Source organism: Nitrospira sp. MA-1, assembly GCA_032139905.1.
GTDB lineage: Bacteria > Nitrospirota > Nitrospiria > Nitrospirales > UBA8639 > Nitrospira_E.
The window spans coordinates 1,636,566-1,656,980 of record JAQJDB010000007.1; the positions used below are offsets into that span (position 1 = coordinate 1,636,566).

16 protein-coding genes and 1 tRNA gene are annotated in these 20,415 nt (G+C 48.3%); 13 read left to right on the forward strand and 4 right to left on the reverse strand.

The genetic code is table 11. The features are described 5' to 3' along the window. Positions 1-192: 192 nt before the first annotated feature. The 3 genes from PJI16_20250 to PJI16_20260 form a co-directional block, all read right to left on the reverse strand. Positions 193-1,167: a hypothetical protein gene (locus PJI16_20250; GenBank protein ID MDT3779896.1), complete on the reverse strand. Its 975-nt coding sequence runs from the start codon at positions 1,165-1,167 to the stop codon at positions 193-195. A gap of 92 nt (positions 1,168-1,259) precedes the next feature. Beyond that, a tRNA-Phe gene (locus PJI16_20255) sits at positions 1,260-1,335 on the reverse strand. Between the two features lie 180 nt (positions 1,336-1,515). After that, entirely contained in the window at positions 1,516-1,908 is a 393-nt protein-coding gene (locus PJI16_20260; GenBank protein MDT3779897.1) for a hypothetical protein, read from the reverse strand. 604 nt (positions 1,909-2,512) lie between these two features. On the opposite strand from PJI16_20260, the gene PJI16_20265 reads away from it, so the two are divergent. The 12 genes from PJI16_20265 (at position 2,513) to PJI16_20320 (ending at position 17,121) form a co-directional block, all read left to right on the forward strand. After that, positions 2,513-3,820, forward strand: coding sequence for a glutamate-5-semialdehyde dehydrogenase (locus PJI16_20265; GenBank protein ID MDT3779898.1), 1,308 nt, complete (start codon positions 2,513-2,515; stop codon positions 3,818-3,820). A gap of 110 nt (positions 3,821-3,930) precedes the next feature. After that, on the forward strand, positions 3,931-5,733 hold the full coding sequence (locus PJI16_20270) for a hypothetical protein (GenBank protein MDT3779899.1): 1,803 nt from the start codon (positions 3,931-3,933) through the stop codon (positions 5,731-5,733). A 224-nt stretch (positions 5,734-5,957) separates the two neighbouring features. Continuing rightward, a complete protein-coding gene (gene pyrR / locus PJI16_20275; protein MDT3779900.1) occupies positions 5,958-6,509 on the forward strand; it encodes a bifunctional pyr operon transcriptional regulator/uracil phosphoribosyltransferase PyrR in 552 nt (183 codons plus the stop codon). Positions 6,510-6,511: 2 nt separating this feature from the next. Continuing rightward, the gene (locus PJI16_20280) at positions 6,512-7,453 is read left to right on the forward strand and encodes an aspartate carbamoyltransferase catalytic subunit (protein MDT3779901.1); all 942 of its coding nucleotides are present in this window, start codon (positions 6,512-6,514) and stop codon (positions 7,451-7,453) included. Positions 7,454-7,462: 9 nt separating this feature from the next. Further along, entirely contained in the window at positions 7,463-8,785 is a 1,323-nt protein-coding gene (locus PJI16_20285; GenBank protein ID MDT3779902.1) for a dihydroorotase, read from the forward strand. A gap of 3 nt (positions 8,786-8,788) precedes the next feature. Beyond that, positions 8,789-9,325: a DUF4149 domain-containing protein gene (locus tag PJI16_20290; protein MDT3779903.1), complete on the forward strand. Its 537-nt coding sequence runs from the start codon at positions 8,789-8,791 to the stop codon at positions 9,323-9,325. A 48-nt stretch (positions 9,326-9,373) separates the two neighbouring features. Next, positions 9,374-10,558 (forward strand): glutamine-hydrolyzing carbamoyl-phosphate synthase small subunit, encoded by a 1,185-nt coding sequence (gene carA, locus PJI16_20295; GenBank protein MDT3779904.1) that lies wholly within the window; start codon positions 9,374-9,376, stop codon positions 10,556-10,558. A gap of 5 nt (positions 10,559-10,563) precedes the next feature. Next, positions 10,564-11,520 carry a signal peptide peptidase SppA gene (gene sppA / locus PJI16_20300; GenBank protein ID MDT3779905.1) on the forward strand — a complete coding sequence of 319 codons (957 nt, stop codon included), beginning with the start codon at positions 10,564-10,566 and terminating at the stop codon, positions 11,518-11,520. Positions 11,521-11,556: 36 nt separating this feature from the next. Next, positions 11,557-12,453: a M48 family metallopeptidase gene (locus PJI16_20305; protein ID MDT3779906.1), complete on the forward strand. Its 897-nt coding sequence runs from the start codon at positions 11,557-11,559 to the stop codon at positions 12,451-12,453. 9 nt (positions 12,454-12,462) lie between these two features. Continuing rightward, positions 12,463-15,765 carry a carbamoyl-phosphate synthase large subunit gene (carB, locus tag PJI16_20310; GenBank protein MDT3779907.1) on the forward strand — a complete coding sequence of 1,101 codons (3,303 nt, stop codon included), beginning with the start codon at positions 12,463-12,465 and terminating at the stop codon, positions 15,763-15,765. A gap of 76 nt (positions 15,766-15,841) precedes the next feature. Beyond that, positions 15,842-16,318 (forward strand): transcription elongation factor GreA, encoded by a 477-nt coding sequence (greA, locus tag PJI16_20315; GenBank protein MDT3779908.1) that lies wholly within the window; start codon positions 15,842-15,844, stop codon positions 16,316-16,318. A gap of 2 nt (positions 16,319-16,320) precedes the next feature. Further along, positions 16,321-17,121 carry an SAM-dependent chlorinase/fluorinase gene (locus PJI16_20320; GenBank protein ID MDT3779909.1) on the forward strand — a complete coding sequence of 267 codons (801 nt, stop codon included), beginning with the start codon at positions 16,321-16,323 and terminating at the stop codon, positions 17,119-17,121. Here the strand turns inward: PJI16_20320 and bioA are convergent. After that, positions 17,118-18,497 (reverse strand): adenosylmethionine--8-amino-7-oxononanoate transaminase, encoded by a 1,380-nt coding sequence (bioA, locus tag PJI16_20325; protein MDT3779910.1) that lies wholly within the window; start codon positions 18,495-18,497, stop codon positions 17,118-17,120. The two genes, PJI16_20320 and bioA, sit on opposite strands and share 4 nt — an antisense overlap. Before the next feature lie 96 nt (positions 18,498-18,593). Between bioA and lepA the strand changes: the two genes are divergently transcribed. After that, on the forward strand, positions 18,594-20,408 hold the full coding sequence (lepA, locus tag PJI16_20330) for a translation elongation factor 4 (protein ID MDT3779911.1): 1,815 nt from the start codon (positions 18,594-18,596) through the stop codon (positions 20,406-20,408). Positions 20,409-20,415 lie beyond the last annotated feature (7 nt).

Below are 20,415 nucleotides of genomic sequence, written 5' to 3' on the forward strand. Positions count from 1 at the left end.
ATAACATTTTTCTGGCATTATTCCCTTTATTTTAGTCCTTTCGCATTCCTTGACCTTCCAGATTTCTTCCCTCTTCAAAATATACAGGTGTGAGATTAATGCGCATGGGCGTGACCCCAAAAACAGGGACCATCAAATGTAGATCTTTGAAGGTGAAATGATCGAACATTTGGGAAAAATTAAATCTGATCTCTAGGGCGTTTGGGTCCCAAGGGATTCATCTGGCTTGGCGCGTTCGATGGTTAGTGCAATATCATTTGGTAAAATTTTGGCTTTAATCCTATCTCCAAATTTAAAGGATTCCGAAATGGATGTTTGGGGAGTAACCTCGATACGAATTTCTCCACGGTCGCCTCGGACTATATACATGTTTTCATCAATCATTAAAACCTCGGCCACAACCGTACGAAATTTTGGAGGGGTCTTTGGCGCAGGTGTTGATGTGTCATTTTTGGAAGGAATTGATTCTGATTCTGGAGCAATCACAATGGAAGGTGCCGTCGGAGTTGAGGGTAAAAGCCCTTCTTCCAACCGAATGCCGGGGGATTCATCGGGAGTCGCACGAACAATGGATAATGCTTTATCCTGTGGGGTAACTCTTGCTTTGATTCGATCCCCAAACTCGAAGGATTCTGATAACTTGGTTTGGGGTGTCACTTCAATTTGAATCTCTCCATAGTCGCTTCTGATGATATAAAAATTTTTATCCACCATTAGGATGTCGGCAATAATGATCCGCACATTCGGTGACACAGTTGTAGGGGGAGTTGTCGGTTCTGGCTTATTAGTGCTTGAAGAGGGAGTAGATGGAGGAGGGGGAGACGTGGTGCCGGGAACTCTACTTTGTGTCCCAATCGGTTCGCCTGATTGGGCTTTTGTTATGGCAACTGCCTTGTCGTTTGGTAAGAGAATTGCTTTTATGCGATCGCCAAAGGTGAATGACTCCGTCACTTGAGTTTCCGTGGTGACTTCTATTCGAATTTCTCCACGTTCCCCACGAACCACATAAAACGCGCCATCGATCATCAAGAAGTCCGCAACAACAGTCCTGGTTTTTGGGAGAGGGGAAGGTTGAGAAGAGGCTTGGGCCAATTGCTTACCATTACCTTCATCGGCAAATGGGGCTTGAGGCCCTAGCATTCCCAGGGAGAATAGAAGAATCAACAACGACCCAGAAACATTGAGAGGAGATCTAATTGGAAGGAGGGTTATGAGCTTCATGTGAGTAGGCGAGGGAACAGGGGAAGTTTTTGTTTTCGTGGTGCCGAGGCGCAGAATCGAACTGCGGACACCAGCCTTTTCAGGGCTGTGCTCTACCAACTGAGCTACCTCGGCACATTCATAGAACCTTTAACTTCGACCTGTTTTTATACCATAAAGGATTCTTCCTTTTCCAATCAGTTCCGCAACTTTTTCCTGTTTTGGAGAATTCCTAGGAGCTGATTTTTTTAGGCCATTCTGACTTTGCTTTCGGGTTATTCGGAGACTTATGTTGGTGAGTTGAAGCAATTTTCACTACCAGGTGAACCGAATGAATCCTCCATTGTAATCCGGACTACTGATGGAGGGAGGAAGAAGAAGAGGTTTATCCTGCTTGGGATCCAGACCTTTTGGTAAATTCTCTGAGGGGATAATGGATTCAAAAGCCTTAATGCTATGCATTTCGACTCCTAATTCGATGCCTGGCAGTTTTCCTGGGGATTTCAGGTGAAGCAGAGAGCTATTTTGCGATTGAAATCGGTTATTTTGAAAAGTATTTTGAGAATATGTTTCTCCCAATAACCTTTTCTCCCAACCTTGTGGCTTTCTTACGTCAATAGGCTTTTTTATGGTCGTATTGTCCGTTGGTATCAGCAGATCCCCAGCGGACAACACGTCTTCATTGGCATTCAGAGCTGCCTCAAGCATCGAACTTTCCAATGGGAAGAGAAAAAGACATAAACTGAACGAAATGAATGTGAGTGCCGGGAACGAAAGATGGGCTACTTTTCCTTTTACCATGATGACATCCCTTCCCCTTTCGGAGTCAAAAGATATTTTATCATAGAAATGGGTTGTATGTATTGATCTACCATCTGCCTCCGGGTTTCAAGTCGATGCGCATATCCTGCACCATTCATTGTGCTTTAGCTGTCGGTAGGCATTTCAGGAAACCGTTTCTTGTCTACTTATACCGGGACTGGGATAGGCTCGGGACTGATTTCGAAAAATGAGCGTTTTCCGGTTTTCCTGCCTAAAGGAGCGTCAACTCTTGATAGCAAATTCGGCAGATGGCTTCAGAAGTGGTGAGGTAGGTTAACAGTTGAATCTATGAGCTGCTCAAAGCCAACTCTATGATCTATGATTGCATAAATTTTAATGTTGATTCAGGACGAAACATTTGAACATCCACTCCAAACCTCGCTTCCTTGACGGTTTTTGGAACTGCCAGGTATTCTCAACACTGTTCCGCTCATAATATTGTCACCTCGTTTATCCGCCACAGGCTTCTACCATGGAAAAACATAAGACTATGCCAACAGATGAATCTCAAAATGATATTGAAGTTTCAGCGGAAGAAGAAATCTCCCCAGAGGAATACCTGAAACCCTTACTTCAACGAGCCAAACAGGCTGCCCGCCCATTGAGTGGGTTGATTGCCATGAAAAAGAATGCAGCGTTAATGGCCATGGCTGATGCCTTAGAGGCTGGAGAGGAAGCGATTCTTGAGGCCAACCAAAAAGATCTTTCAGCATTCGAAGAAAATTCCTCACAAACTGCCATGGCGGATCGGCTTCGCTTGACACAATCCAGAATTGCCGATATGGCATTACACATTCGCGAGATTGCGCAATTGCGGGATCCGGTTGGCGAATCGATGGGGCTCTGGCAACGACCCAATGGAATGAGAGTCGGTCGAGTGCGTGTGCCGATTGGGGTGATCGGGATTATCTATGAATCTCGTCCCAATGTGACCGCTGATGCGGCTGCTCTCTGTCTCAAATCCGGCAATGTCTGTGTGCTACGTGGAGGGTCCGAGGCACACCATTCCAATTTGGCTCTTGCGACCATTCTGGAGGAGGCGGCCCAAAAGGCAGGAATTCCAGAAGGAGCGATTACCTTTATCGACAAGACTGACCGTGAGGTTGTTCTTGCTCTACTCAAAAGCCACCGGTTTGTTGATCTCATCATTCCTCGCGGTGGGAATACGCTAATGGACACGGTCACTCAGCATGCCACCATCCCGGTGATTAAGCACGACAAAGGGGTTTGCCATATTTATGTAGATTCGGATGTGGATCTGGCCATGGCCCAACGAGTCAGTTTTAATGCGAAAGTTCAACGTTCCTCCACCTGTAACAGCATGGAAACACTTTTGGTTCATGAGAAAGTGGCTAAGAAAATATTGCCACCGTTGGCCGATGAGTATATTGAGGCAGGGGTCGAAATACGTGGATGTCCGAAAACCTGTCAGATCCTTTCTCAGGCCAAGCCCGCCCAGGATGACGATTTCGGGAAAGAGTTTTTATCCTTAATTGTGGCGATCAAAGTGGTGAAGGACATAGAGAGCGCCATGGATCACATACATCAATACGGTTCCCGCCATACGGACTCTATTCTGACTAATGACTATGATCGGGCTTTACGATTTTTGCGAGAGGTGGATTCCAGTACCGTGATGATCAATGCCTCGACGCGCTTGAACGATGGCTATGAGTTTGGGTTAGGGGCCGAAATTGGGATTAGCACAACCCGTATCCATGCTCGTGGTCCCATGGGGTTAGAGGATTTAACCTGTTCCAAATACGTTGTTTACGGTTCCGGTCAAATCCGGGAGTAAGAGCCCGATCGGTTCGATGCCGTGGTCCCAACAATTTCTCTCACAATGATCCCGTTTTGGATCTTTGTTCTCAGAGACGATCTGCCTTTTGACATTTCTCATTCCTCATCATGAACCTTCAAAGCATATTGGATCATCCACAAGCCCTACGTTTTTCTGCCAATCAGATCTATAGACAGGAATGGAAGTCGGCTGGTGGACAGATCATAGAGCAACCCACTGGTCATTGTGTGTTCTATGGCAAGCATGGGCAACGGATTCTTCTGGTAGATCCAGATGGAAATCCCCTCCATGAATGTTTGTGGGAACAAAAGCCATCGGGTGGGTTCTCCCTGGCATCTGCCCGTCTACGATTGGATTGGGGACAATGGGTCGGGATTAAACCGGAAGGATTGGTCAATACCATTTCCCTGGATTTATCTCGGAGGCAAGGTTGGGAACGGATCACGCAGGACGACTTGCGTCAGATGGCAGCCCGATCCTTGAATTCCGACCTGGCGATGGTCCGTTTTTTTTATCGTGATGAGGATGTCGTCCTTCATGGTGACGGGCAAGCCACGATTCGCCAGGTTAAAGACGCCTTTTATGTCTTGCCAAGTGGATCGTTTGAAGAAGCAAAGTTCATGTCATGTATGAGCCGGATGGAATGGAGTCGAATAGATTACCTGCCAGTGGTGGAATTGTTTTTATCCCTGTTGCCGGGAACCGGTAGTGCGACCTTCGAATTCATCCGAGGTCTCTACGACGATCAAAACATCAACGGGGCACTTCCCTTGCACTACAGCGGTATTCCGGTATATCCCTCCGAAGCAGCGTTCAGACTCTTCAGCCTCTTTTTTACCCCTTCCGTTTCTTCCAGCCAATCCCCGCTGGAAGTGTTTTTGGATGTTGAACGGTCGCATGAAGTCCACTGGCTTCCAGCGTCTGCCTTCCCAGTTCGGTATATGGATGAGGAACAGCATCTTTGCGTCACGGTCCGAAACCAGATGGTTCAAAAAGTCACATGGTGGGATGATCCCTCTGGCCTATCGTTTAACCGAATACCCGAATCAGGTCTTCCGGTTTCCGACAATCGGGGAGTGGAAGTCACGACCGAGGGTTTATGGTTGATTGACGGCCGCGAACGAAAGAAATTGACCATTAGACCATCCTGGCAGCTATCCAAGCTTAACCATTCGGTTTCTTGTCAACCGCTCGAGAGCACCTGGCGGGACGCCTTCCCCATGAGGATGCCGCTACTTACTCCCGTGGAAGCCTTCTCCTCTGTCCTCCTCTATCCACAGAAGTCTGAAATGATTGGCGAACAAGAAAGCCAACCTTTTGTTTTTGATTTTCTAGAGGATTTTCTTGAAGAACACCAAGACCTCTTTCGCGCCAGATCTAACGCCACAGAGGTCTTGCTTTCACTTTGCGAAGCAGGATTGGGTTCGTGTCTTCAATACCAGGAATTTCAAATTCATACGGTTTGGTACAAGTGGCCACATTTTGCGCAAAAACATGCCCAATCTATTTGGAATAGGCTTTCCAGGATGGATCGGTTGGCGTGGTTCCCAAATTTTCAATTTTTACCCTTTGAGCGGCACATGTTGGAAACATTGCCGACCAGATATGATTGGATTTTTCTCTGGATTCCTTTTTCAGATTATTCCAATCACACGATGATCGACTCTTGGGTGAAGTTTTTAAAGACTTCTCTTTCTGAGGGTAGTGTCGGGTGCGTGGCCGGTCCCCCTGTTCTGGAAGGGTACCTCCGGAGCCAAGGGCTTCAGATTCTCCATTCCGCCGCAGGATCTACTTTGCCTCCCTTCCGGATTCACCAAACGATTCTTCCCCATGGATGGTTGAATCCTGAACTGACAGCCTGGATTATTCACAATCCTGCTCCGAATTTGTTTCAAGGATCCCTACCATAATATTTTAAATGTTGGTTGCTCCTCTGGATGAACATGCCTTTTCCGATCTTGACAGCGGAACCTTTCGCGAATAGTATGGGGAAACCTTTAAAACCCATCCGGTGAGGTGGGTAAGGAGAAAAAGAGATGCCGGCCACTAATTGGCCATTTCATGTGTTCCCTTCTCATGTTCTTCTGAGAAGGGTTTTTTTTGTCCTGATGAGGCGTGATAGCGGTCCATTAAGATGAACACTTCTCCACGACCCCACGAACGTCTCTTAATGGATGGTCAGGAAATGTCCAGAACCTTAACGCGCATTAGTCATGAGATTCTTGAGCGGAACAAAGGTATTGAAGGGTTAGCTTTGGTGGGGATCCGCACAGGCGGAGTATTTCTCGCCCAGAGACTTGCGGCCAGAATCCAGCAAATCGAAAAACGGGACGTGCCTCTTGGAGAGTTGGATATCACGTTGTACCGTGACGATCTCTCCATTCGAAAAGATCAGCCGGAAATACGAAAAACGACAATTCCCTTCCATATATCCAATTTGAAAATTGTGCTGGTCGATGACGTGCTGTTTACGGGACGAACTATTCGGGCCGCCTTAGACGGGTTGATGGATTTGGGGCGGCCTGCAGAAATTCAATTGGCTGTGCTTGTCGATCGTGGGCATCGACAGCTTCCCATTCGTGCGAATTATGTCGGGAAAAGCATTCCGACTGCCAGGGAAGAAAACGTCCAGGTCTTTTTTGAGGAATTAGGACAGGATGATCGGGTATCCATTTTAACACCGTAATTATGGGTTTAGAACGCAAAGATTTATTAACTATTGCGGCCTTAACAGCCGAGCAGATTCAACTGATTCTGACGACAGCCGAATCCCTGAAAGAAGTTGGGGGGAGGGATATTAAAAAAGTTCCCGCTTTGCGTGGGAAAACGGTGGTGAATTTGTTTTTTGAGCCTAGTACCCGTACGCGAACGTCTTTTGAATTGGCTGCTAAACGTTTGAGTGCCGATGTCATTAATTTTTCGCCTTCTACCAGCAGTATGGTGAAAGGCGAAACCTTAGTCGATACCGCCAGAAATATTGAAGCCATGCAGGCAGATATTATTGTGCTGCGCCATCCATCTCCTGGTGCCGCAGAAAACCTTGCGCGTTCGGTCAAATCATCGGTGATTAATGCGGGAGATGGGTGGCATGAACACCCCACTCAGGCACTTTTGGATGTCTTTACCATAAAAGAAAAAAAAGGTCGCATCTCGGGGCTCATGGTAGTAATTGTTGGCGATATTGCGCATAGCCGCGTGGCTCGCTCCAATATTCTTGCTCTGACCAAACTCGGGGCGGAGGTGAGAGTCGTGGCACCACCAACCATGATCCCCATCGGCCTCGAACATTTCGGTGTGACCGTCTTTTACAACCTAGATGAGGCATTAATCGGAGCGGATGTGATTATCATGCTACGCTTGCAACGTGAGCGGTTGGGGCAGGCGTTACTTCCCAGCCTTCGGGAATATGCCAAACTGTTTTGTTTGACCCCAGAAAGACTCAAACTCGCCAAACAGGATGCCATTGTGATGCATCCCGGTCCTCTGAACCGTGGCGTGGAAATTTCGCCTTCCGTCGCTGATAGCAAGGTCGCGGTAATTCTGGATCAAGTGACCAATGGGGTGTCTGTGCGAATGGCCCTTATGTATTTATTGTCAGGATCTGGTGAACGCTCAACCCTTAACGAATGATCGGACAACATGACCAAAAAGACCGGACAACATCCCACCACTTCTCATCTCCTGTGTATTCAAGGGGGAATCGTGATTGACCCTGGCCACGTGAATGGACGTGCAGATGTACTCATTCAAGATGGAAACATTCTTGAAGTCGGGTTTCCACTGACGAACCCCCTTAGTCAGGATTCATCGATCACCATTTTTGAGGCCAATGGATGGATTGTGGCTCCTGGCCTTGTCGATCTGCATTGCCACTTACGGGAACCCGGCTTTGAATACAAGGAAACCATCTCGACAGGAGCAGCCTCAGCTGCGGCCGGAGGGTTTACGACTATTTGTTGTATGCCGAATACGCAGCCCGTGAATGATAACGCGGCCATTACCAAATTTATGTTGGCCCAAGGACAAAAGGCCGGTAAAGCACGAGTGTTCCCAATCGGTGCAATCACCAAAAAATCCGAAGGAGAAGAACTTGCGGATATTGGTGAGTTGGTGGAGGCCGGCTGTGTAGCCATTTCGGATGATGGACGGCCCGTGATGAATAGTTTGGTCATGCGACGAGCGTTGGAGTATGCCAAGGCTTTTGGAATTCCTGTTGTGGACCATTGCGAAGACCTGCACTTAACCGATGGCGGATGTATGAACGAGGGCATGGTGTCGACCGAACTCGGGATGCCTGGGATTCCCGATGCCTCAGAGGAGGTAATGGTGGCTCGGAACCTGGCTCTGGCAGATCTTACGGGAGTCCATGTGCATTTGGCCCATTTGAGCACCGCCCGTTCGGTGGAACTAGTCCGTCATGCCAAAGGACAGGGGTTACCGGTGAGCGCAGAAGTCTGTCCTCATCACTTTTCCATTACTGAAGAAGCCGTTCGCTGTTATAATTCCAATGCTAAAATGAATCCACCACTGCGAACGGATGAAGACGTTCAAGCGCTTAAGCAAGGATTAGTTGATGGAACCATTGATGTCATTGCCACCGATCATGCCCCCCATGCTCTTCAAGAAAAACAATTGGAATTTGATACGGCGCCGTTTGGGATCGTGGGATTTGAGACCGCTCTTCCCTTAACCCTCCGCTTAGTGCATGAGGGGGTATTATCACTTGAGCAGGCACTTGAGAAGTTGACCAGATCTCCTGCTCAGCTCTTTCATCTGCCTGTTGGAAGCATTCGACCAGGTGACTATGCGGATATCGTGGTGTTTGATCCTCAGGAAGAGTGGGTGGTGGATCCCAACAAATTTTTATCAAAAAGTCAGAATACGCCATTTGGGGGTTGGAAAGTGAAGGGAAAAGTGAAGATGACATTGGTTGATGGCAAGATTGTCTATGATGCCCGTTAATTCATGCGTATGAAGCGGATCAATTGGGGGGTAGTGGGTTTTCTTTTTGAACTATGCGCCTTAATCTTATGGGTTGGCGGTTTGGTTGTCATAATTGGGTTGGTGATTCCGGCTGTATTTAATTCCTTCGGGATGGAACCGGCTGGGCATTTTTTACGGAGAGTTTTTGATGGTTTTGTCTTGATGAATGTTTGGATTTTGCTTTTGTTGAGTGTGGTGGCCGGGATTCGATTCCTGGCATTTGGCAAAAATCCCTCCGAGATGTTTGCCGTCCCTTCAGTGGAATGGTGGCTTCTGGCTGGAATGGCTCTCATAACGTTTAGCATTCTTGTGGTCCTTGGTCCCCAAGCCATGGCTTTACAGGAAGAGGCCTTTGCGGCGGTCTCGAAAGAGGATAAAGATATCGCCTATGCGAAATTTTTTCGCCTTCATATGATTGTGCGAGGTTGTCACTTGGTGAATTTTGGTCTGGCGGCCTCACTGTTTATTGTCAAGGTTCGGAAAATTCTCTTTTTCCACTCCATGGCTGCTCGATCATAATTACTCTTGGTCGTACGACGGAAATGAGAAGATGATAAAGGAAAGACCATGAAGCCCGCAGTTTTAGCGTTAGCCGATGGAACCATATTCCGAGGACGTGCCCTCGGATTCGAAGGCGAAACCCTTGGAGAAGTGGTATTTAATACTGCCATGACGGGGTATCAAGAAATTTTAACCGACCCTTCATATAAAGGGCAGATCGTCCTGATGACCTCCACCCAAATCGGGAATTATGGGGTCACCCCGGAGGATAATGAGTCCCATCGCGTCTGGGCGGAAGGGTTTATTGTGCGTGAAGCAGCCAGTTGTCGGAGTAATTGGCGAAGCAGGCAATCCTTCGAGGAATACTTAATTGAGCATCGTATTGTGGCGATTCAAGGGATAGACACCAGAGCTCTGACCTGTCATGTCCGTGATCACGGCTCACAAATGGGAGTCATTTCCCATTTAAGTTTCGATGACGATGCCTTACGGCAAAAGGCGAAGGCCGTTCCCTCCCTGATTGGACGTGATTTGGTTAGAGAGGTCACCTGTTCGGAGGCTTACGAATGGACCGAGCGATCCATCGTGATGGACTCGCCTCGTGGTAAATCATCAATTGTTCCTCAGGACATCGCTCAGACACCTTTGAAACTGGTGGTCATGGATTTTGGCGTGAAACAGAATATTTTACGAAGCCTTGTGGATCTGGGATGTCAGGTTCGAGTTGTGCCAGCTTCGACGACAGCCGAGGAAATCCGTCGGCTGCATCCAGATGGAATCGTTTTATCCAATGGACCAGGAGACCCCGAAGGGGTTCCCTATGCGGTAGAAACCGTCAAGCAGCTCTTGGACTGGAAACCGTTGCTGGGGATTTGCTTGGGGCACCAAGTATTGGGATTATCCTTGGGATTGCACACACATAAACTCACATTTGGGCATCATGGGGCCAATCATCCAGTCATGGATCTTCGCACCAGAAAGATTGAAATTACCTCGCAAAACCATAATTTTGCCGTTGGCCTTCCTCACAAGGAAGATGGGTGTACGACGTTGAAGTCTCAACAATTTGACTCTGCCGTTGGACGGATGGAAATTACGCATCGAAGTGTGAATGATGGGTGTTGTGAAGGAATGGCGGGAATAGAGAGTCCGATTCTTTCTATTCAGTATCACCCTGAAGCCTCTCCAGGCCCCCATGACTCATCGTATGTATTTGGACAATTTTTGGAAATGATGAAAGGCCGTGGATAATGATAATGACTCGTGGCTTCCTGATTCTTATTCTGTTTTTGGTCAGCGGGTGCATTCACATCGATCTGCTTCCCGGTGGAGGAAAACTCCATGAAGCCACTCTGTCTGGTGAAGGAGAGGATAAGGTATTGTTGATTGATATCTCTGGCATGCTCACGACAGGCAAATCATCGGGTATCTTGGAGGAACCCAGTCTTCCCGCACGAATCAAAGAGGAATTGACCAAAGCTGAAAAGGATGAACACGTCAAAGCCATCGTCCTTCGAATCAATACTCCAGGAGGATCGGTCACCGCATCAGATTTGGTCTATCATGAGCTGAAAGTCTTTAAGAAAAAACGCTCAGTACCGGTCATTGCCTCTATAATGGATTTGGGTACTTCCGGCGGTTATTACATCGCGATGGCGGCTGACCATATTTTTGCCCATCCCTCGACTATCACCGGAAGTATCGGGGTTATTATGGTAACAATGAATGCCGAGGGTCTGTTGGAAAAAGTGGGGGTTCAACCAGCCGCGATAGTTTCGGGTCCGAAGAAAGCAATGGGTTCTCCGTTTCGGCCGATGAATGATGAAGAGCGGGCAATATTTCAAGGGGCGATTGATCATTTGTATGAGCAGTTCCTTGCGGTGGTTGAAGAGGGAAGACCCGGATTGAGCAAGGAGCACATTCGTATGTTAGCGGATGGCCGGATTTTTACCGCCGATATCGCCAGAGACCAGGGCCTTGTGGATGACATCGGGTATCTGGATGAGGCTCTCGATCTGGCCAAAAAAGAAGCGAAATTGGAAGCGGCCAAAGTCGTGACCTATACCAGGGGAGGGGGAACTCAACAGAATATCTACTCGCAATTCGATCCTCCTCAGATTGAGCCTATCAGGTTTCCCCAAGTCGATACGCAGTCTCTTTTCAAGGTATTGACGGGAGGGACAACACAAATGCTGTACATGTGGATGCCGTAAAGTCTGCTGTTTGCTGATTTGAGGAATGTTTTGCCTATGACCAACGATCCACCCGTTTCTGGAAACCGATTTCAATGCCTGGTGGCGAGTACGGTGTGTGCGCTTCTATTGCTGAGCGTAGCTTGTCAAAAGGCTCCAGGAACAGCTAGAGATCAATTAATTTATATTTCGGAGGAAAAGGAAATTGCCCTGGGACTTGCGGCATTTCGCGAGGTCCTGAAGTCGGCACCATTAAGCAGAGATCCGGAAGTGACGTTAATGGTGAACCGTGTGGGGCAACGCATTGCCAAGGGAGCCAATAAACCGGAATACGTCTGGGAATTCGCCGTCATTGAGGATGATGATCAGGTGAATGCCTTTGCCTTGCCTGGAGGCAAAGTGGCAGTGTTTACCGGAATTTTGAAATACACAAAAACAGAAGCCGGGCTGGCGACCGTCATGGCCCATGAAGTTGCCCATGCGTTGCAACGGCATGGAGCCGAGCGATACAGTCGTGGAATTCTGGAACAAATTGGTCAACTCGGAGCTTTAGCTGGCGCCGCCGCAGGAGGCGTCGACCCAGGTCTTGCTATTGGAGCTATGAGTGCCTATGGGGTGGGTGTGGCCCTTCCCAATTCCCGTGAACAGGAAACTGAAGCCGATTTTATCGGGTTGCAATTGATGGCCAAAGCCGGATATGACCCGCGGGAAGCGGTGCCGTTTTGGGAACGCATGAGCGGGTGCCCGAGAAAAATGATCGGAAAATTTTGCTTTCGTACACAAAATGCCGTTCCGGAATTTTTATCCACTCACCCTTCGGATGTGACCCGGATTAACCGAATTGAAGCCTGGATTCCCCAAGCCATGAAATTTTATCATCCTGAGGGATTACCGCCTGGAGTACCTGAATCCCCGCTCAAAAAACCGACATCTGAATCGGATTTAAAATCCTGAGAGCCCAACATGCCACGAAGAAACGACATCCATCGAATTTTATTAATAGGCTCCGGACCGATTGTCATTGGTCAAGGCTGTGAGTTTGACTATTCCGGAACGCAAGCATGCAGGGCACTGAAGGAGGAAGGCTTTGAAGTCATCCTCGTCAATAGTAATCCTGCCACCATTATGACCGACCCGGATCTCGCGGACCGAACTTATGTGGAACCGATTACGACAGAAGTGGTGGAGGCGATTTTGGAGCGAGAGCATCCTGATGCCCTGCTTCCGACCATGGGCGGGCAGACCGCTCTGAATGTCACTATGGAATTAGTGAAGCGAGGGATTCTGGAAAAACACGGAGTGCAACTTATCGGAGCTTCCTATGAATCGATCCAGAAGGCCGAAGATCGGGAATTATTCAAACAGGCGATGGCACGTATTGGATTAAATGTAGCGGCAAGCGGGTCATTTCGCTCAAGAGAGGAAGCCTTACAGCTTCTTCAAACGATTGGATTTCCCGCTATCGTCCGCCCATCATTTACTCTGGGAGGAGCAGGGGGCAATATTGCCTATAACCGTGAAGAATTTGATAAGTACATTGATTGGGCTCTTGTGACCAGTCCCGTTGGACAAGCCTTGCTGGAACAATCTCTTCTGGGATGGAAGGAATATGAATTAGAAGTGATGCGGGACTCCAAAGATAATGTGGTCATTGTCTGCCCCATCGAAAATTTTGATCCGATGGGTGTGCATACAGGTGACAGTATCACGGTGGCCCCCGCCATGACCTTATCCGATAAAGAATATCAGCACATGCGGGACGCGGCGATACGTATTATTCGAGAAATCGGGGTGGATACCGGCGGGTCCAATATTCAATTTTCCTTGAATCCGGACAATGGGGGCTTGATGGTTATTGAGATGAATCCTCGCGTGTCCAGAAGTTCCGCCTTGGCCTCAAAGGCAACGGGGTTTCCGATAGCCAAAATCGCTGCGAAATTGGCCATCGGGTATACCCTGGACGAAATTCCCAACGATATTACCCAAGTGACGAAAGCCTGTTTTGAGCCGACCATTGATTATGTGGTCGTGAAAATTCCACGGTTTACATTTGAGAAATTTGATGGGGTGGATCGAGTGCTGACCACGCATATGAAATCCGTTGGAGAAGCCATGGCACTCGGAGGCACCTTCAAAGAAGCCTTGCAGAAGGCGATTCGGTCACTTGAAACAGACCGGTATGGGTTGATGTCGTTGCACGGGCTTGATGGGAAAAAAGACACTGCCGGACCGGATCATCCACTACATGACCGCCTTCAATCTCAGGTTCGAATCCCCACTGCCGATCGCCTTTGGTTTCTGGCTGATGGGTTCCGAATTGGGATGTCGGTGGATGAGCTGTATCAATTGTCTCGGGTTGATCGCTGGTTTTTACATGAAATTGAAGAACTCGTAGAATTTGAAGCCCAATGGGTTCGCAAAAGCAAGGAAGAATTTAAGACCGATCGTTCACACGACACCCCCAAAGGATGCCCTGATACTCTGCTGATTCCCCTTGAACAAGCGAAGGGCCTTGGATTTTCCGATCAACGGCTTGGGCAACTCATCGGGAGAGAAGAAGATACCATTCGTCAGTGGCGAAAGAGCAGGGGATCCGGCTATGGCACCGTCTTTAAAAGAGTCGACACGTGTGGGGCCGAATTCGAGGCACATACCCCTTATCTCTATTCCACGTCCGGTTTAACCTGTGAATCCCGCCCTTCCCAAAAAAGAAAAATCATGATCTTAGGGGGAGGCCCGAACCGAATTGGGCAAGGCATTGAATTTGATTACTGTTGCGTGCATGCCGCCATGGCCCTAAAAGAAGAAGGCATTGAAACCATTATGGTCAATTGCAATCCGGAAACAGTCAGTACGGATTATGACATTTCCGATCGCCTCTATTTTGAACCCTTGACGAAAGAAGAGGTCTTGCGAATTATCCTGGCCGAACGTCCGGATGGGGTCGTCGTACAATTCGGTGGACAAACGCCTCTCAAGCTGGCCGTTCCGTTAGAGCAAGAAGGGGTAAGAATTTTGGGGACACAACCCGATGCGATTGATCGCGCGGAAGATCGAAAACGGTTTAGTGATCTATTGATTGAATTGAATCTCCTGCAGCCGCAAAACGGTACCGCACGGTCCTCGCATGAAGCTCATATTATTGCCGTCAATATTGGCTATCCAGTCATGGTACGCCCTTCGTATGTATTGGGGGGGCGTGCCATGCAAATCGTATATGATGCTGACGCGTTGGATGAATACCTTCAGCGGCATGACATGGACTTGGGAAGACATCCCTTGTTAATCGATGATTACCTTGAAGACGCCATAGAAGTTGATGTGGATGCCATTGCAGATGGGACAGACGTCGTGGTGGCTGCCATCATGGAACATGTCGAAATGGCAGGCATTCATTCAGGAGATTCAGCTTGTTCATTACCTGCCCACTCCCTTGGTGCCGATATTCTTGAGACGATCAATCGCCAAACCATTCTTTTGGCCAAGGAGTTACAGGTGACGGGTTTAATGAATATCCAATATGCGGTCAAGGGTGGGGCGGTCTATATCCTGGAGGTGAATCCTCGCGCTTCTCGCACGGTCCCTTTTGTAAGTAAGGTCATTGGTGTGCCCTTGGCCAAACATGCGATGAAAGTTATGGCGGGACGAACCTTGAAAGACTTAGGCTTTACGCAGTCGCCGCTTTTTTCGCACATTGCCATTAAGGAAGCCGTCTTTCCATTTACGAAACTCGGTGTCTCTGATGTATTATTGGGTCCGGAAATGCGTTCCACGGGCGAGGTCATGGGGATTGATCGAAGCTTCGGGTGGGCGTTTGCAAAATCTCAAGCCGCATCAGGAATGCCTTTGCCTTTGGCAGGGACTGCTCTTCTCAGCGTGAAAGATGGGGATAAACCCGCCACACTTGCTATCGCGCAGCGACTGTCGCAACTCGGATTTTCACTGAATGCGACTAAGGGGACTGCGGCCTTTTTGCGGAAACATGGGATCACCGTAGTGACGGTGAACAAACTTAATGCAGCCCGCCCTCATATCGAGGATTTACTCAAAAACAAAGAGCTGTCTTTAGTTGTAAATACGGTAGGTGGTGCCTCTTCCCAGGATGATTCCGCCCCAATTCGCAAAGCGGCTGTCTTCGGCGGGATTCCTTACTTTACGACCATTCAAGCCGCGCAAGCAGCCATATCGGGAATAGAGGCGATGAAGAAAACATCCATAGAGGTTCGCTGTCTGCAGGAATATCATTCTGGATTGCCAGCCGGGTAAGCCAAAAAGGACCGAACGCGATGATGGTTTATGAACCATCCGAGTTTCAGGATCTAATAAAGGGGAGTGTGGTTTCATGAAAATTCCTATCACAAAAAAAGGATATGAGGCACTGCAAGCGGAACTGGCCAGGCTGCGACGGGAAGACCGCCCTAGAAACATTCAGGCCATTACCGAGGCTCGTGAACATGGTGATCTCAAAGAAAATGCCGAATATAAAGCCGCCAAAGAGCAGCAGCAATTTATTGATACACGGATGGCTGAGCTTGAGCATAAACTCAGCATGGCTCAAGTGGTGGAAATAGCCAGCGGGCAGAGTGACACGGTTGTGTTTGGCGTCACAGTCTCCATTGTCAGTTTAGAGTCTCAGGAGGAAAAACGTTATACCCTGGTGGGACAAGAAGAAGCCGATATCAAAAATGGTTCCATTTCGGTTCAATCGCCTATTGGGCGTGCGCTGATTGGGCATCGGGTCGGAGATATCGTTGAAGTGCATCGACCTGCTGGGGTTATTGAATACCAAATCCAGTCCATTTGTTTTGAGGAGCTATAATCATGACTTCCCCCATTTCCTTAGTTACATTGGTCACTGATTTTGGAGATATCGATTATTTTGTCCCAAGTATGAAGGGCGTAATGCTCGGAATTAATTCTCAAATTCGCATCGTCGATCTGACGCATCGAATCCCGGCGCATGGGATTGAACAGGCCGCGTTTTTTTTGAAATCGTGTTATCAATATTTTCCAGATGGAACGGTGCATGTGGTGGTCGTGGACCCTGCTGTCGGGAGTTCCCGACGGGCAATCTTGGCTTCAACCTCCAGACATTTCTTCCTGGCTCCGGATAATGGTGTTCTGAGTTACGTGCTCCAAGAGGAAACGTCGGTTGAAGTTCGATCGATTGAGAATAAACAATACCGATTAGATTCTGCGGGCGGAACGTTTGATGGCCGGGATTTGTTTGCACCCTCTGCCGCCTGGTTGACGAAGGGGCAGGTTCCTGGTTCTTACGGACGACTCATTCATGATTATGTCACGCTTCCCCTAGATCCCCCACGTATGCAACAGCAGGCCCTTCATGGGCGTATTGTCTATGTCGACCATTTTGGTAATGCCATGACGAATATCACCCTGGCCGATATCGAAACATTTCGATCAGTCACCAAGAAGGAATACTCCGGTTTAAAAATTGGGGATGCACTCATTAATGGAATAAAGACCCATTATGGAGAAGGCGCCATGGGAATCCCGGAAGCCTTAATCAATAGTAATGGTCATGTCGAGATTTTTGTGAAGCAAGGGCGAGCGGTGGACCGATGTGAGTTGCACGTTGGCCAAACTGTTGAACTCATCTAGGTTTGAACTGAGAAAGATGGGCGGGATGAACGAACAACTGAAATAGCGAGTTTTAGAATCGATACCATTTGCTCAAGTTCCTTGACGCTGGCGGAAAGTGGAGGCATGAGAATCATAATTGTGCCGATGGGACGGATCAACATCCCCAAGGTTCTGGCAGTCATGGCTATTTTCTGACCGATGCGTTCGTCCGGAGGGAACGGTTTTTTATTAGCTCGATCTTGAACCAGTTCAATCCCGACCATGTAGCCACATTGACGGATGTCGCCCACCCAAGGATCGTCGCTCAACGACTCCAGGGCCTTTCGTAATTTTGGGATTCTTCGTTGAAGCTTTGCAAGTGTGCGTTCGCTCTTAAAAATGCTTAGGTTAGCAAGAGCTGCCGCACAGCCCAAAGGATTTCCTGCGTAACTATGTCCATGGAAAAAAGTTTTGCCTTCATGCCCTTCTCCCAAAAACGCGTCATAAATGGCGGCTGTGGTTAACGTGGCAGCCAAGGGTAGATACCCTCCCGTTAATCCTTTGGCAATGGCCATAATATCCGGAGTTATTTCTTCATGCTCACAGGCAAACATTAAACCTGTTCGTCCAAACCCGGTGGCAACCTCATCGGCAATGAATAAGACGTTGTAGCGCGTGCATAGATCCCTAACGCGTTTCAAGTAACCTGGAGGGGAGGGAATAATCCCGGCGACTCCTTGCACCATGGGCTCAAGAATAAGGCCTGCAATTTCTTGATGTGATGTGTGCAGAAGCTTTTCAAGAGGATCGAGGCAGGCAAGCTGGCATTGGGGAAACTCCATATGAAGGGGACATCGATAACAATGAGGTGGTTCAATGGCGTGGCTTGGAAAGAGGAGGGAAGAAAAAGGTCTACGGAATAGTTCGACTCCGCTGAGGCTCACGCTTCCCACTGTATCCCCATGATAGGATAGGCCTAGATGGATAAATCGAGTTTTTTGTGGCTGGGGCGTTGGACATTGTTGCCAGTACTGGATAGCCATCTTTGCCCCAACTTCAACAGCCGTTGAACCGTTGTCTGAATAAAAGACTTTTCGTAAGCCTTTCGGAGCCAGGCGAATAAGTGCCTTCGCCAATTGAATGGCTGGTGGGTTGGAAAGCCCTAGTAGCGTCGTATGAGCCACCTGGGTCAGTTGCCGACGGATGGCCTGATTAATGCGGGGATGTTGATGGCCATGGACATTGACCCAGATCGATGCTGTGGCATCAAGATAGGCATTGCCGTCCATGTCATAGAGATAAGATCCTTTTCCGCGTCTGATAATGAGAGGAGTCTGGCCCTCCCATTCCTGCATTTGGGTAAAAGGGTGCCAAATGTACTCACAATCGTCTTTTTCTAATGCTGTGTGGGACATTTTTAGATCTCTGGTCCGGTTAAAGACAATAACCTAGCGGAATCCATCAATTTTTGACAACCTTTTAGGGTCACATTACAATCACGGTCACTTCGAATGAGTAAAGCCTTCCCTCAAACACACATCCGCAATTTTTCGATTATTGCTCATATTGATCACGGCAAATCCACCCTTGCTGATCGGTTTCTGGAAATCACCGGTGCCGTGTCGCCACGTGAGGCGCGTGCACAATATCTGGACGCCATGGATCTGGAACGTGAGCGCGGGATCACCATTAAAGCACATGCGGTCACCACGCGGTTTAAGAGCTCGGATGGGCAAGACTATCAATTTAATCTCATTGATACGCCCGGGCATGTCGATTTTGCTTATGAGGTATCGCGGAGCCTGGCTGCCTGTGAAGGAGCCCTTCTGTTGATTGATGCTACTCAGGGGGTTGAGGCCCAGACCATCGCCAATGCCTATCTGGCGATTTCGAATGATTTAGTGATTATTCCCGTCATTAATAAAATCGATTTACCGAGTGCGGATGTGGAGGGCGTAAAGGTCCAAATTCGAGATGTGTTGGGATTGTCGAGTGAGGAAGCCTTTTTAGTCAGTGCCAAGGATGGACGAGGGGTCAAGGAGGTGCTTGAAGGTGTGGTGAAGGTCATTCCGGCTCCAATCGGGTCCATTAATCAACCCCTAAAGGCCCTGATTTTTGACTCCTGGTTTGACAATTATCAGGGAGCCGTGGTGCTTCTTCGAGTCATGGACGGAGAAGTCACCCCCAATATGATGATTAAATTAATGTTTTCCGGACGTGAGTTTGAAGTCCTGGAGGTGGGCGTTTTTTCTCCGAAACGAACCAAGGTAAGTCGGCTGGGGCCCGGGGAAGTCGGGTATATTTGTGCCGGAATGAAAGAGCTATCCGACACCAAAATTGGTGATACCATTACGGATTCAAAGCGCCCCACAAGCGTTGCCCTTCCCGGGTACCGGGATGTCAAACCGGTAGTATTTTGCGGGTTATACACGACGGATAATGCCAAGTTTGAGGATCTGCGGGATTCTCTAGAGAAGTTGCAACTGAATGATTCCTCCTTTGTCTATGAACCGGAAACCTCCCTGGCTTTGGGATTTGGATTCCGATGTGGATTTCTAGGGCTCCTCCACATGGAAATTATTCGAGAGCGCTTGGAGCGGGAATATGGACTGGATCTGATCAGTACCGCCCCAACTGTCGTCTATCGTGTATTAACCACCAAAGGCGAAACATTGGTCATCGATAATCCATCAAAACTCCCGGATCCATCTCAAATCGAACGAATTGAAGAGCCCTATATCAAAGCCACGATGATTACGCCGGAGCGGTATATCGGAAATGTCCTTCAACTTTGCCAGGAGCGTCGAGGCATTCAAATCGGGCTGCAATATCTGGATCCAACCCGGTCCATGTTAACCTACGAAATCCCGCTCAATGAAATTGTGTTAGACTTTTATGATCGACTGAAATCCCGGACTCAAGGGTATGCCTCGTTAGACTACGAATTGCTGGGCTATCGCGAGTCTGATCTGGTGAAATTGGATTTATTGCTGAATGGTGAGACGGTGGACGCTCTCTCCATTATCGCCCACAAAGATAAAGTTCAAAGTCGGGGGCGGCAATTAGCTGAAAAAATGAAAGAACTCATTCCCAAGCAAATGTTTGAAATTGTCATTCAAGCGACGATTGGCAAACGCATTATTGCCAGAGAAACGATTGGCGCACTCAAGAAAAATGTGACGGCCAAGTGTTATGGTGGAGATATTTCCCGAAAACGCAAATTGTGGGAGAAGCAAAAAGAAGGAAAAAAACGAATGAAACAATTAGGACGAGTCGAAGTCCCTCAGGAAGCTTTTCTGGCCATTTTAAAGACCGATCCGAACTGAACCGCTG